This window comes from Marinovum sp. E3, from assembly GCF_055755275.1.
Genome location: NZ_CM146908.1, coordinates 2,273,591 through 2,285,862, shown reverse-complemented (window position 1 = coordinate 2,285,862; position 12,272 = coordinate 2,273,591). Strand labels below are relative to the sequence as shown.

The following is a 12,272-nucleotide window of genomic DNA, read 5'->3' as shown; positions in this document are numbered from 1 at the left end:
GATGACGCAGACACCTCTCGCACTGATCACCGGCGGCGCCCAGGGTATCGGCTATGCCTGCGCCGAGGCCCTCAAGGAAGACGGCTTTGACGTGATCCTCGCTGATATCAACGCCGAAGGCGTGGCCGAGGCCGGCGACAAGCTGGGCGCCGTGGCCGCCATCACCTGCGACATGGGCGATGTCAGCCAGATCGAGGCAATGTTCGCCCGCATCGCCGAGGACCACGGGCCGCTCTCGGCGCTGGTCAACAACGCCGGTGTCGCCATGCCGGGCGATTTCCTGAGCTACGATCTGGAAAGCTGGGAGCGGGTGATCGACATCAACCTGCGCGGCGTTTTTCTGGCGACCCAGACGGCGGCGCGGAGCATGGTGGAAAACGGCATCGAAGGCGCCATCGTCAACATGTCGTCGATCAATGCCCAGGTGGCGATCCCGGCGATCCCGGCCTATTGCGCCTCCAAGGGCGGCGTCATGCAGCTGACCAAGGCGGCCTCGCTGGCGCTGGCCAAGCACAACATCCGCGTCAACGCCGTGGGCCCCGGTTCGATCGACACCGAGATGATGGCCGGGGTCAACGCCAACCCCGAGGCCTTCAAGGTGGCCATGTCGCGTACCCCGCTGGGCCGCGCCGGCTCGGCCCGCGAGATCGGCGACGTGGTGGCCTTCCTCTGCTCGAAAAAGGCCAGCTACATCACCGGCGAGACGATCTACGTCGATGGCGGTCGCCTCGGCCTGAACTACACCTGCTAGAGGCGTCATTCCATGTCCCGATACGCTGAAACCTATGCCGCGTGGCAGGCCGATCCCCAGGGCTTCTGGCAGGAGGCGGCAAAGGAGATCGACTGGTTCACTCCGGCGACCTCCGTCTTCAATCCCGACAGCGGGGTTTACGGCCGCTGGTTCGACGGCGCAACCTGCAACACCTGCTACAATTGCGTCGACCGCCATGTCGCGGACGGCCACGGCGACCGGCTGGCGGTGATCCACGACAGCCCGGTGACCGGGCAGGTGACGCGGCATACCTACGCCGAGGTGCAGGCGCAGGTCAGCGCGCTGGCCTCGGTGTTGCGGGGCATGGGCGTGGCCAAGGGTGACCGCGTGGTGATCTACATGCCGATGGTGGCCGAGGCGGTCTTTGCCATGCTGGCCTGCGCCCGTCTGGGCGCGGTGCATTCGGTGGTTTTCGGCGGCTTCGCGGCGGCCGAGCTGGCCACGCGGATCGAGGATGCGACGCCCCGCGCGGTGATCTCGGCCTCCTGCGGGATCGAGCCGGGGCGGGTGATCGCCTACAAGCCCTTGCTCGACGAGGCGATCTCGCTCTCGGAGCACAAGCCCGCGCATTGCGTGATCCTGCAAAGGGAGACCCTGCGCTGCGATCTGACCCCGGGCCGCGACGTCGATTATGCCGCGGCGGTGAGGGCCGCCGTCGCCGCCGGCGAAGGCACGGAATGCGTCGAGGTCGCGGCGACCGATCCGCTTTATATCCTCTACACTTCGGGCACCACCGGCCAGCCCAAGGGCGTGGTACGCGATAATGGCGGCCATATGGTGGCGCTGAAATGGACGATGCAGCACCACTACGGCGTGCAGCCGGGCGAGGTGTTCTGGGCGGCCTCCGACGTCGGCTGGGTCGTCGGCCATTCCTACATCTGCTACGGGCCCCTGCTGCATGGTGCGACGACCGTGGTCTATGAGGGCAAACCGGTCGGCACACCCGATGCCGGCGCCTTCTGGCGGGTGATCCGCGATCACGGGGTTGTCGCGCTCTTTACCGCGCCGACGGCGCTGCGCGCGGTCCGCAAGGAAGACCCGGCAGGCGCGCGGATCGGCGATTATGACCTGAGCCGGTTCCGCACCCTCTTTCTGGCCGGGGAACGCTCGGATCCGGCGACGATCGAATGGGCGCAGGAGAAACTCGATCGCCCGGTGATCGATCACTGGTGGCAAACCGAGACCGGCTGGCCGATGTCGGGCAATCCGGTCGGGCTGGGGGCCTTTCCGGTCAAGCTCGGCTCTCCGGGCAAACCGATGCCGGGCTATGACATCCGGGTGCTCGACGACGACGGCCAGGAGGTGGCGCCCGGCACGCTGGGAAATATCGCCTGCAAGCTGCCGCTGCCGCCTTCGGGCTTTCCGACGCTGTGGAACGCGCCGGAGCGCTTCCTCAGTTCCTACATGCAGGAGTTTCCCGGCTATTACGCCACCTCGGATGCCGGCGTGATCGACGAGGATGGCTATGTCTTCATCATGGCGCGCACCGATGACATCATCAATGTCGCCGGCCACCGGCTGTCGACCGGGGCGATGGAGGAGGTGATTGCCAGCCATGCCGACATTGCCGAATGCGCGGTGGTCGGCAAGGCGGATGCGCTCAAGGGGCAGATGCCGCTGGGCTTTTTCGTCACCAACGACGGCGCCGACCGCGATCCGGCAGAGTTGGAACGCGAGCTGGTGCAGCTGGTGCGCGCAAAAATCGGCGCGGTGGCGGCCTTCAAATGCGCGCTCGAGGTCAAGCGCCTGCCCAAGACCCGCTCGGGCAAGGTGCTGCGCGGCACGGTACAGAAGATCGCCGACGGCGCCAGCTTCAAGATGCCGGCGGCAATCGACGACCCGGCCATTCTCGATGAAATCACCGCGGCGCTGAAAGCCCGCAACCTGATAGGACATTCCGCATGATAGAGCGTCTTCACACCGGTCCCCGGATGAGCAAGATCGTCAAGCACAACGGCACCATCTACCTCTGCGGTCAGGTCGGCGCCGGCGACGGCGTGAGCGCGCAGACCCGCGACTGCCTGGCGCGCATCGATGCTCTTCTGGCCGAGGCCGGATCGGACCGCGGCCACATCCTGCAAGCCATCGTCTGGCTCGCCGACATGGCGGATTTCGCCGAGATGAACGCGGTCTGGGATGCCTGGGTGCCCGAGGGCCGGGCCCCGGCGCGGGCCTGTGGCGAGGCGCGTCTGGCCCGCGATGCGCTGAAGGTCGAGATCATCATCACCGCGGCCGAAGCGCCCGCAGCCTGAGGAGAATGCCGATGACCCCCGCCGTCGAAATGCGAAATGTCAACAAGTGGTACGGCTCCTATCACGCGCTGCGCGATGTCACCCTCTCGGTGGCCAAGGGCGAGAAGATCGTTGTCTGCGGGCCGTCGGGCTCGGGCAAGTCGACCATGATCCGCACCATCAACCAGCTCGAGGAGCACCAGTCCGGCGAGATCCTGGTGAACGGCGAGCCGATCCTCGCCGACGCACCCAATATCGAGGAAATGCGCCGCGAGGTGGGGATGTGCTTTCAGCATTTCAACCTGTTCCCGCATCTCAGCATCCTCGAGAACTGCACCCTGGCACCGATGCTGGCGCGCAAGCTGCCGCAGGCCGAGGCGGAAGAGACCGCCATGCGCTTTCTCGACAAGGTCCAGATCGGCAATCAGGCGCGCAAATACCCCGGCCAGCTTTCGGGCGGGCAGCAGCAGCGGGTGGCCATCGCCCGGGCGCTCTGCATGAAACCCGAGATTCTGCTCTTCGACGAGCCGACCTCGGCGCTCGATCCCGAGATGATCGGCGAGGTACTCGACGTCATGGTGACCCTGGCGCAAGAGGGCATGACGATGATCTGCGTCACCCACGAGATGGGCTTTGCCCGCAAGGTGGCCGATCGGGTGCTGTTCATGGATGCCGGCGAGATCATCGAGGAAAACGATCCCGAGAGCTTCTTTACCGCGCCGAAAAACCCGCGCACGCGAAGCTTTCTCGATCAGGTGCTGACCCACTGACCCCGGCCGCCGGTCCGGAAAGGCGCAGGCGTTCGCCTTGGGGTGCCATGCGCCGGCGGTGACCGGTCAGCCGTGCCGCCGGCGGGATGCGACGACCGTCAGCCGAAGGTCCCGTCGCCCAGCAACCCGGCCAGGAATTCGCCGGTCAGCTTGTAGTGATCGAGCAGCCGCGTGCTTGCGGTATCGGCGTCGCGGGCGATGGCGGCGGCCAGGATGCCGGCGTGTTCCTCGGCCACGTCCCGCTGCTGATATTCCAGCGCCTTTCCGGCAAGGAAACGGTAACGGATGTTCAGATCGTACAATTGCGAGCAGAACTTGAGCAGGATGGGCGAGGGGGCATTGGCCAGCAGCGTCATGTGAAAGGCCTTGTGCAGATCCTCGAAATCGGCGCTGCCGGCTGCCTGGGATCGTTGCATCCGATGATGCGCGAGCACGACCGTCTCTTCCCAGTCCTGGGTGAAATGCGCGATGCTTTCGCGCAGTGCCATGTCTTCCAGAACGCAGCGGAGGCGCAGAATTTCGCGGAAATTCTCGGCGCTGATCTCTGCCGTGCGAAAGCCTCGCTGGTCGATGCGTTCAACCAGGTTGTCGGACGTCAGAAGGCTGAGCGCCTCGCGGATGGGCGAGGCACCGGTGTCGAGCCGCTTGCGCAGCCCGTCGATCTTGAGCTTTTCGCCGGGCTTCAGCTCGCCGATGACGATCATGCTTCGCAATCTCTCGTAGGCCCGGTTCGTCGCCGAGCCCGAAGGAGCGCCGATATCTGGTTCATGTGTGTTCATTTCCGCCTCCTTGAGCAATATTATCGATATTTCGGAGGCATTCAATATCCCAGAGTGCGCTGCGACCGCCTTGGCCCGGGGCGCGGTCGGGGATTTGCCGGCGCTCTTCACGCGCCGCTTCAGCAGAGTGAATGTGACGGGGGCTAGTGATACAGGCCGGCCACGCGGCCGCGCAGGGCGACCAGCGCGAGCACGGTGTCGAGCGTCGGCGTGGGAGTGTCCGTCAGCCGCCCGAGTTCCTGGACCGCCCCAACCAAGGCATCGATTTCCATCGGTCGGCCGGCGTCGAGATCCTGCCACATCGAGGTGCGATGCGCCCCCACTGCCGCGCCGCCATCGATCCGGCGTTCGACATCGATGGGGAATTTCACCCCCAGCTTCTCGGCGATCTCCTGCGCTTCGCGCATCATGCCGCGTGCGACCGCCCGCGTACCGGGATCGGTGCAGAGCACCTCAAGCGTGGCATGGGTCAGCGCCGAGATCGGATTGAAAGACAGGTTGCCCCAAAGCTTGACCCAGATTTCATCGCGGATGCGGGGGCGCACCGGCGCTTTCAGACCGGCCGCCGCAAGGGCCCTGGACAGCGCCAGCGCGCGGTCGGATTTCGTGCCGTCCGGCTCGCCCAGCGAAAAGCGATTGCCTTCGATATGCGTGATGACGCCGGGCCGGGTGACCTCGGCCGCCGGATAGACGACGCAGCCCAGTACCCGGTCGGGGCCAAAGCCGTTCCATTGCGCGTCGCCGGGGTCGACCGAGGCAAGCCTCGTGCCTTCGAATGCGCCGCCATGTTTGTGAAAATACCACCACGGCACACCGTTCACGCCGCTGACGATGGTGGTGTCGGGGCCGATCAGGGGGGTCATCCGGGTCACCACCGGCGGCACGGAATGCGCCTTAAGGGTGACGATCACGTAATCCTGCACCCCCAGCGCCGCCGGGTCGTCGGACGCGGTGACCGGCACGGTGACAGGGGCTTTGTCGGTTTCGTGCAGGGTCAGCCCGTTTGCCTGCATCGCGGCCAAATGCGGCCCGCGCGCGACCAGGCTGACATCGGCCCCGGCCTGCGCGAGCTTGACGCCCATGTAGCCGCCGATGGCCCCGGCGCCAAAAATGCAGATCTTCATTCGCCGGCCTCCATCAGGCCCAGCGTTTCGGCCATGCCGATGCGCTGGATCTTTCCGGTCGCGCCCTTGGGGATCTCGTCGAGCAGGAGGACGCGGCGGGGCACCTTGAAATCGGCCAAGCGTTCGGCGGCGAAGGCGCGGATGCCCTGTTCGTCGAGCGACGACCCTTCCGCGAGAACCGCCGCCGCGGCGATCTCTTCGCCGAGTTTCGGATGCGGCACGGCAAAACAGACGACCTGGGCAATCTCGGGGTGGCTCAACAGCGCGGCGTCGACCTCGAGCGGGCTTATCTTTTCGCCGCCGCGATTGATGATCTCCTTCAGCCGGCCGGTCAGCCGGAGATAGCCTTCGGCGTCGAAGGCCCCCTGATCGCCGGTGCGGAACCAGCGCATGCCCCCGGCCTCGAAAAAATTCTCGGCATTGGCCTTGGGGTTGCCCTCATAGCCCAGGGTGACATTCGGGCCGCTGATGACGATCTCGCCGGTGGCGGCGCGGTCGAGCAGGCGGTTTTCCGACTCGTCGGCAATCGCCACTTCCGGCCCGGCGGCAATGCCGACCGATCCGGGCTTCTGGGCGCGGGGCGGCAGCGGGTTGCAGCACATCTGATGCGCGGCTTCGGTCATGCCATAGGCCTCGATCACCGGCGCGCCGAAAGTGGCCGTCAGCTCTTGCATCACCGGCGCCGGCAGCGAGGCGGAGGACGACCGCAGGAACCGCACCGGCGCCCGCGCGATGATCTCGCTGTTGCGGGCGGCGCGGGACAGGATCGCTTGGTGCATGGTCGGCACCGCTGTGAACCAGCTGGGCCGAACCTCGTCGAGCTGGGCAAAGAACTTCAGCGCATTGAAGCCCGGAGCGCAGCTGATCCGCGCGCCGGCGGCAAGCGAGGCCGAGACCGCGGCAATCAGCCCGTGAATGTGAAACAGCGGCATGACGTTCAGGCAGCAATCCTCCGGCGTCAGGTCCAGCGAGGCGCTGACGTTTCGCGCCGAGGCGGCGACGTTGGCGTGCAGCAGGGGCACGATCTTGGGCCGCGAGGTCGTGCCGGAGGTGTGCAGGATCAGGGCGGTGTCGTCGGCCTCGGGCGCGGTGGTGTCGCACCTGTCGCCGGCGGTCTCGGTCGACAGCGTGAAGGTGCCGGCGGGATCGCGCGCCGAGGCGGTCAGCCGCAGCACCCGGATGCCGAACCGGGCGGCGGCGGGTAGGGCCGGGCCGTCGTATTCCGCGGCCACCACCAGCGCCTTGGCCTTGAGGTCTTCGAGGTAGAACTCGTATTCCTCCTGCCGGTAGGCCGGGTTCAGCGGTGCCGCGGTGGCGGTCTGGGCGATGGTGACAAAGGCGGTGGCCATCTCGGGCCCGTTGGGCAGCACGATGGCGACCCGGTCGCCCCGACCGATGCCCTGGCCGTGCAGGGCCGCGCCGACCTCGCCGGTCAGGTCGCGCAGGGCGCCGTAGGTCAGCCAGTCGCGCCCGGGTGCGCCGATGGCCGGGGCGGTGGCGGCATGCGCCGCGATCAGGGTGGCGAGGGTCTGGCTCATGGCGGGCTCCGCTTGGATGCGGGCCGCCCGGCGGGGGCGGCCCCTGTCAGGTGGCTGGGATCAGACGACCGGGATTTTCAGGCTGCCGAGGCCCTCGATGCTCAGTTCCATGACATCGCCTCTGGTGATCGGGCCGACGCCGGCGGGCGTGCCCGAGAGAATCACGTCGCCTGGCGCCAGTTCGAAATGGTCCGACAGATAGGAAATCATCTCCGGCACCTTCCAGATCATCTGGTTCAGGTCGCCTTCCTGCTTGGTCTCGCCATTCACCGTCAGTTCGAGCCGCCCCTCGGAGGGGTGGCCGATGTCCGAGGCCGGCAGGATCGGCCCGATCGGGGCCGATCGCTCGAAGGCCTTGCCCACTTCCCAGGGGCGGCCCTTCTTCTTGGCCGCGCCCTGGAGGTCGCGCCGCGTCATGTCGAGCGACAAGGCGTAGCCGAAGACATGGTCGAGCGCAGAATCGACCGGAATGTTGACGCCGCCGGTCTTGAGCGCAACGGCCATCTCGGCCTCGTAGTGCACGTCGTCGGACTTTGTAGGGTAGGGGAATTCTCCCGAAGGATCGAGATTGTCGGGATTCTTCTGGAAGAAGAACGGCGGGTCGCGGTCGGGGTCGTCGCCCATCTCGATGGCGTGCGCGGCGTAATTGCGCCCGATGCAATAGACCCTGCGCACCGGGAACAGGGCATCGTTGCCGGCAATCGGCAGCCCCACGGGCTGCGGCGGTTCGATGATGTAATCGGGCATGGTTCCTCCAGGTTTTTTGATTCGTTGCTAAAGTCATAAGCTCAGATCAATTTTGGATCAATCCGAAGAGACTGCGATAATATCGATTTTATTTCTTGCAATATAGGATTGATCGGCCATAATCGATCCAATATCTCAGAATTGGTGGATCAATCTGAGGTTAGACAGCGAAATGGACAAACCAATGCACATTAGCCGCGAGGCCAGCGTGGACAGTCTGAAAGCCTTTATCGACGCGGGCGGTTATGCGCCCGGTGACCGGCTTCCGGCAGAGCGGGATCTGATCGGCGCATTGGGAATGACGCGCGCCACGCTGCGCCGGGCGCTGGAAGCGCTTGAGCATGAGGGGCTGATCTGGCGGCACGTGGGCAAGGGCACCTTTCTGGCCGAGCCCAAATCTGCCAGGGACGTGCTGGAACTGCCCGACATCGGCCACCATCTGACCCCGGTCAAGGTGATGCGCGCCCGGTTGAGCATCGAGCCGGCCATCGCCCGCGAGGCGGCGGTCAATGCCTCGGGCCGCGCGGTGGCAAAGATCATGCAGGCGGTCGAAAGCTGCGAACAGGCAGAGACCTGGGCCGAGTACGAGGCGCATGACGACGCCTTTCACCATGCGGTGGCGGTGGCCTCGGACAATCTTTTGCTGGTCACGCTCTATGACCAGATGAACAAGGTTCAGCGCAACGTGGCCTGGCGCAGGGTGGTGCGCGAAAGCATCCGCCCGCCGCGCAGCCACACCAGTTTCGAGGAGCACAGGAAAATCGCCGCCGCCGTAGAGGCGCGCGATCCGATGGGGGCGCATGATGCCATGCGCCGGCATATCGGATCGGTGTCGGCGCGCCTGTTCGGGGAGATCTGAGAGCAGGCCGACAGGGGGGAAGACGGAAAATCCGCGCCCGCCCTCGGTAGGGACCAAAGCAAAATCCAAGGGAGGAACACGATGAAACATCTACTGCGCAAGACCACGGCGTGGATCGCCGGGGCGGTGATGGCCGGCGGCCTGATGCTGCCGGCACTCGCCGAGGCGGACACGATCAAGATCGCCCTGGCCGAGACGCCATCCGATGAGCTGGCAGCTTTCTTCGTCGCGCTGGAACGTGCCAAGGCCAACGGGCTGGACTATGAATGGACCGCCTTCTCGGATGAAGAGCTTGCCATCCAGGCGGTGCTGAGTGGCCAGATGGATATCGGCTTCGGCACGCCCTATGCGGCGATGCAACGGTCCCGGGCGCCGATCCGGATTATCTTCCAGCTGTCCAAGCTGAAGTTTTTCCCGGTCACGACCACCAAATACGAAGCGCTCGAGGATCTCGATGGAGAGCCGATCCTGCTGCATTCGCGGGGCGGCGGCACCGATTCCATCGCCAATGTGATCGAGGAGCGGCTGGGCATCAAATTCGGCGAACGGTCCTACGTGCCGGGATCGTCGAACCGGGTGGCGGCGCTGCTTGGCGGCCAGGCGGACGCCACGATCATCGACCTGTCGAACACCAACAAGCTGATGCGCAGCCCCGAGGCCGACCGGTTCAACGTGCTCGAGATGTTCGAGGTCGAGGCGTCGGATGAGGCGCTGTTCGCCAATCTCGACTGGATCCAGAACAACGAGGAAGACGTGCAGATCTTTGTCGATGCCCTGCTCAGCACCTATCGCGACATGCACGAGGATCCGACGATCATCCGCCGCGAGACCAATCCCGACGGTCCGATCGGCCAGTTGCCCGAACAGATCCTGGGCGAGCTTGACGGCTTTTACGGCGATGCGGTCGACGCCGGGCTGTATTCCAAGGATGGCGGCGGCAGGGTCGCGGCCAATGCCGATCTCGAATGGTACTCGGCGGCGGGTCAGCTCGAAGGCGATCCGTCGGACCTGAATATCGAGGACTTCTGGTATCTCGCGCCGCTCGACAAGGCGATGAACTGATCTCCGACGCGCAATCCGAGCCGACTGCGGCCCGGATTGCACCCTTTCATCCCACAATAGGGGACATCACCCCATGGCGAACCGTTCGCTCTATCTGAAAATCCTGTCTGCCGTCATCATCTTCGGCGCGTGGGAGATCGCCGGCAGAATACCTGTCAGCTACGCCTTTCCCACCTTCCTCGAATCCATGGCCGCGCTGGGCAATATGGCCTTGGACGGGCGGCTGTGGGAGGCCTATGCCGAAACCCTGCGGCCGCTTGTCGTCGGCGTTGCGATCTCCACCGTCCTGGGCATCGGGCTCGGGCTCTGGATCGGGCTCAGCAAATTCTTCGACTGGCTGGTCTCGCCGATCTTCATCGTGATGCAATCGGCGCCACTGGCCGCGCTGATCCCGCTTCTGGTGATGGCCTATGGCATCGGGCTGACGTCCAAGGTCTTTGTGGTCTGCATCATGGCCATGCCGGTGATCGTCCTGAACACAGCCAGCGCGGTGCGTCACACGCCGGAATCGATGAAGGAGATGTGCAAATCCTTTCTCGGTACGCGTACCGACATGTTGATCAAGATCATCATTCCCGCCGCCTCGCCGCTGATCTTCTCGGGGCTGCGCCTTGGCGTGTCCGCCGGTTTCATCGGCGCCATTCTGGCCGAACTCAAGATCACGCCAACCGGGGTCGGCGACATCATCACCTTCAGCCGCTCGATCGCCGATTACCCCAGCATGTATGCGGCGATCTTTTCCATCATCGTGCTTGCGGTTCTGTTTCTGAACCTGCTGGAGCGCACCGAAAAAACCCTCTTCAAAGGACACGACCGTGGATATGTCTCTGATTAAGGAAGCCCCTGCGACGGCAGAACCCGCTCTGAGCGAAATCGCTGTCTCCGTCCGAAACATCTCGAAGAACTATGGCGCGGTCGAGGCGCTGAAGGATCTGACGCTGGAGTTTCCGCGCGGCCAGCTGACCTCGCTGCTCGGGCCTTCGGGCTGCGGCAAGACCACATTGCTGAAGATCATCGCCGGCCTTCTGGAGCCGACCTCGGGCGAGGTCGAGGTCAATGGCAAGCCGGTGACCGGCCCGGGTCCGAACCGCGCCTTTGTCTTTCAGGATTTCGCGCTGCTGCCCTGGGCCACGGTGATGCGTAACGTCGCCTTCGGGCTGGAACTGCGCAGCATCAACAAGTCCAAGCGCGAGGACATCGCCGCGAAATACATCAAGGAAGTCGGGCTTGGCGGGTTCGAAAACAGCTACCCGCACGAGCTTTCCGGCGGCATGCGCCAGCGGGTCGGTCTGGCCCGCGCGCTGTCGGTCGATGCCAAGGTGTTGCTGATGGATGAACCCTTCTCGGCGGTCGACGAGCAGACCCGGCGCAAGTTCCAGGAGGACCTTCTGGGCCTGGTGCAAAACGAGAACAAAACCTTCATCTTCGTTACCCATTCGATCGAAGAGGCGGTCTATGTCTCGGACCAGATCGCCATCCTTCTGCCGCGCCCAAGCCGGGTGTCCGAGATCATCCGCCCCTCGGGCTTTCGCCACAAGGATCACGACCAGATCCGCCGTGACCCGGAATATCTCGATATCGTCGACGATATCTGGGCCTCGCTGCGCAGCTACGTGGAGTGATGACATGAAGCTCTTCGGCTACAACCTGCCCGGCATGTCCTCGCTGATCATCTGGGGGCTGCTCTGGGAGCTGATCGGGCAGCTGGACGTGACCTTCTTTGTTCCGCCGCTGTCGGAAGTTCTGGCCACGCTGTTCGAGATCATCGGGACGCCGGCCTTTCTCAAGGCGCTTGGCGAAACCGGCTATGCCTTTGTGGTGGGGGTGTTCTTTGCCGTCTTCATCGGCATTCCGGTCGGCATCCTGATGGGGCGCTCGCGGCTGCTGGACGAATTGCTGCTGCCTTGGGTCAATGTGTTTCTCAGCGCTCCGCTGACGGCATTGGTCCCGGTGCTGATGGTGCTGTTCGGCTTTGGCATGAAGTCGATCATCATCACCACGACCCTGTTCGCGATCTGGATCATCATCCTGAACTCGCGGGCGGGTGTGAAACAGATCAACCGATCACTGGTCGAAATGGCGAAATCCTTCGGCGCCTCGCCGGCTGACGCTTTCTTCAAGATCTACTTCTGGGCCGCACTGCCCGAGATCCTCGGCGGGGTGCGCATCGGTGTCATTCGGGCGGTCAAGGGGGTGATCATCGGTCAGCTTCTGATCTCGATCGTCGGCTTCGGCGCGCTGTTCGAGCTCTATTCGTCGAATTTCCTGATGGCGCATTTCTGGGCCGTTCTGATCGTGCTCTTCGCGCTGGCGTTCACCATCGCCGAGTTTCTGGCCTACCTCGAGCGGCGCGTCGCCTATTACGCGGCGAAACGCTGATCCGACGGGCC

General features: G+C 64.6%; 13 protein-coding genes. 9 read left to right on the top strand and 4 right to left on the bottom strand.

All coding sequences use genetic code 11. The features are described from left to right. Position 1: 1 nt before the first annotated feature. From AC0J5K_RS11200 to AC0J5K_RS11185, 4 genes are read left to right on the top strand one after another with little or no spacing between them, the layout of a single operon-like run. The gene (locus tag AC0J5K_RS11200) at positions 2-751 is read left to right on the top strand and encodes an SDR family NAD(P)-dependent oxidoreductase (RefSeq protein ID WP_048533716.1); all 750 of its coding nucleotides are present in this window, start codon (positions 2-4) and stop codon (positions 749-751) included. Positions 752-763: 12 nt separating this feature from the next. Continuing rightward, entirely contained in the window at positions 764-2,677 is a 1,914-nt protein-coding gene (locus AC0J5K_RS11195) for a propionyl-CoA synthetase (RefSeq protein WP_074835218.1), read from the top strand. Next, on the top strand, positions 2,674-3,024 hold the full coding sequence (locus AC0J5K_RS11190; protein WP_074835216.1) for a RidA family protein: 351 nt from the start codon (positions 2,674-2,676) through the stop codon (positions 3,022-3,024). The genes AC0J5K_RS11195 and AC0J5K_RS11190 overlap by 4 nt, the downstream gene beginning before the upstream one ends. Before the next feature lie 11 nt (positions 3,025-3,035). Beyond that, complete coding sequence (locus AC0J5K_RS11185) at positions 3,036-3,773, top strand: amino acid ABC transporter ATP-binding protein (RefSeq protein ID WP_083415949.1); 738 nt, start codon at positions 3,036-3,038, stop codon at positions 3,771-3,773. Positions 3,774-3,871: 98 nt separating this feature from the next. Here AC0J5K_RS11185 and AC0J5K_RS11180 read toward each other — a convergent pair whose 3' ends face one another. The 4 genes from AC0J5K_RS11180 to AC0J5K_RS11165 all read right to left on the bottom strand — a co-directional run bounded on the left by AC0J5K_RS11180 (position 3,872) and on the right by AC0J5K_RS11165 (position 7,961). Next, positions 3,872-4,552 (bottom strand): GntR family transcriptional regulator, encoded by a 681-nt coding sequence (locus tag AC0J5K_RS11180; RefSeq protein WP_048530798.1) that lies wholly within the window; start codon positions 4,550-4,552, stop codon positions 3,872-3,874. 143 nt (positions 4,553-4,695) lie between these two features. Beyond that, entirely contained in the window at positions 4,696-5,676 is a 981-nt protein-coding gene (locus AC0J5K_RS11175; protein ID WP_274562848.1) for a 2-dehydropantoate 2-reductase, read from the bottom strand. Next, positions 5,673-7,214 carry an acyl--CoA ligase gene (locus AC0J5K_RS11170; protein WP_274562850.1) on the bottom strand — a complete coding sequence of 514 codons (1,542 nt, stop codon included), beginning with the start codon at positions 7,212-7,214 and terminating at the stop codon, positions 5,673-5,675. Before AC0J5K_RS11170 ends, AC0J5K_RS11175 begins: the two co-directional genes overlap by 4 nt. Before the next feature lie 60 nt (positions 7,215-7,274). Beyond that, a complete protein-coding gene (locus tag AC0J5K_RS11165; protein ID WP_274562851.1) occupies positions 7,275-7,961 on the bottom strand; it encodes a fumarylacetoacetate hydrolase family protein in 687 nt (228 codons plus the stop codon). Between the two features lie 184 nt (positions 7,962-8,145). Between AC0J5K_RS11165 and AC0J5K_RS11160 the strand changes: the two genes are divergently transcribed. The 5 genes from AC0J5K_RS11160 to AC0J5K_RS11140 all read left to right on the top strand — a co-directional run bounded on the left by AC0J5K_RS11160 (position 8,146) and on the right by AC0J5K_RS11140 (position 12,261). Beyond that, positions 8,146-8,820 carry a FadR/GntR family transcriptional regulator gene (locus AC0J5K_RS11160; RefSeq protein ID WP_274562853.1) on the top strand — a complete coding sequence of 225 codons (675 nt, stop codon included), beginning with the start codon at positions 8,146-8,148 and terminating at the stop codon, positions 8,818-8,820. 81 nt (positions 8,821-8,901) lie between these two features. Next, positions 8,902-9,882, top strand: coding sequence for an ABC transporter substrate-binding protein (locus AC0J5K_RS11155; RefSeq protein WP_274562855.1), 981 nt, complete (start codon positions 8,902-8,904; stop codon positions 9,880-9,882). Between the two features lie 73 nt (positions 9,883-9,955). Then, entirely contained in the window at positions 9,956-10,717 is a 762-nt protein-coding gene (locus tag AC0J5K_RS11150) for an ABC transporter permease (protein ID WP_048530806.1), read from the top strand. Next, on the top strand, positions 10,704-11,504 hold the full coding sequence (locus tag AC0J5K_RS11145; protein WP_048533719.1) for an ABC transporter ATP-binding protein: 801 nt from the start codon (positions 10,704-10,706) through the stop codon (positions 11,502-11,504). The genes AC0J5K_RS11150 and AC0J5K_RS11145 overlap by 14 nt, the downstream gene beginning before the upstream one ends. Positions 11,505-11,508: 4 nt before the next feature. Continuing rightward, positions 11,509-12,261, top strand: coding sequence for an ABC transporter permease (locus tag AC0J5K_RS11140; protein ID WP_048530808.1), 753 nt, complete (start codon positions 11,509-11,511; stop codon positions 12,259-12,261). The last annotated feature ends 11 nt before the right edge of the window (positions 12,262-12,272 follow it).

What these genes read in the sequence shown, in the direction of transcription:
- AC0J5K_RS11160 (WP_274562853.1), top strand. Translation starts at nt 8,146, where the DNA reads ATGCACATTAGCCGCGAGGCCAGCGTGGACAGTCTGAAAGCCTTTATC.
- AC0J5K_RS11140 (WP_048530808.1), top strand. Translation starts at nt 11,509, where the DNA reads ATGAAGCTCTTCGGCTACAACCTGCCCGGCATGTCCTCGCTGATCATC.
- AC0J5K_RS11190 (WP_074835216.1), top strand. Translation starts at nt 2,674, where the DNA reads ATGATAGAGCGTCTTCACACCGGTCCCCGGATGAGCAAGATCGTCAAG.
- AC0J5K_RS11145 (WP_048533719.1), top strand. Translation starts at nt 10,704, where the DNA reads ATGTCTCTGATTAAGGAAGCCCCTGCGACGGCAGAACCCGCTCTGAGC.
- AC0J5K_RS11200 (WP_048533716.1), top strand. Translation starts at nt 2, where the DNA reads ATGACGCAGACACCTCTCGCACTGATCACCGGCGGCGCCCAGGGTATC.
- AC0J5K_RS11175 (WP_274562848.1), bottom strand. Translation starts at nt 5,676, where the DNA reads ATGAAGATCTGCATTTTTGGCGCCGGGGCCATCGGCGGCTACATGGGC.
- AC0J5K_RS11155 (WP_274562855.1), top strand. Translation starts at nt 8,902, where the DNA reads ATGAAACATCTACTGCGCAAGACCACGGCGTGGATCGCCGGGGCGGTG.
- AC0J5K_RS11180 (WP_048530798.1), bottom strand. Translation starts at nt 4,552, where the DNA reads ATGAACACACATGAACCAGATATCGGCGCTCCTTCGGGCTCGGCGACG.
- AC0J5K_RS11150 (WP_048530806.1), top strand. Translation starts at nt 9,956, where the DNA reads ATGGCGAACCGTTCGCTCTATCTGAAAATCCTGTCTGCCGTCATCATC.
- AC0J5K_RS11170 (WP_274562850.1), bottom strand. Translation starts at nt 7,214, where the DNA reads ATGAGCCAGACCCTCGCCACCCTGATCGCGGCGCATGCCGCCACCGCC.
- AC0J5K_RS11195 (WP_074835218.1), top strand. Translation starts at nt 764, where the DNA reads ATGTCCCGATACGCTGAAACCTATGCCGCGTGGCAGGCCGATCCCCAG.
- AC0J5K_RS11185 (WP_083415949.1), top strand. Translation starts at nt 3,036, where the DNA reads ATGACCCCCGCCGTCGAAATGCGAAATGTCAACAAGTGGTACGGCTCC.
- AC0J5K_RS11165 (WP_274562851.1), bottom strand. Translation starts at nt 7,961, where the DNA reads ATGCCCGATTACATCATCGAACCGCCGCAGCCCGTGGGGCTGCCGATT.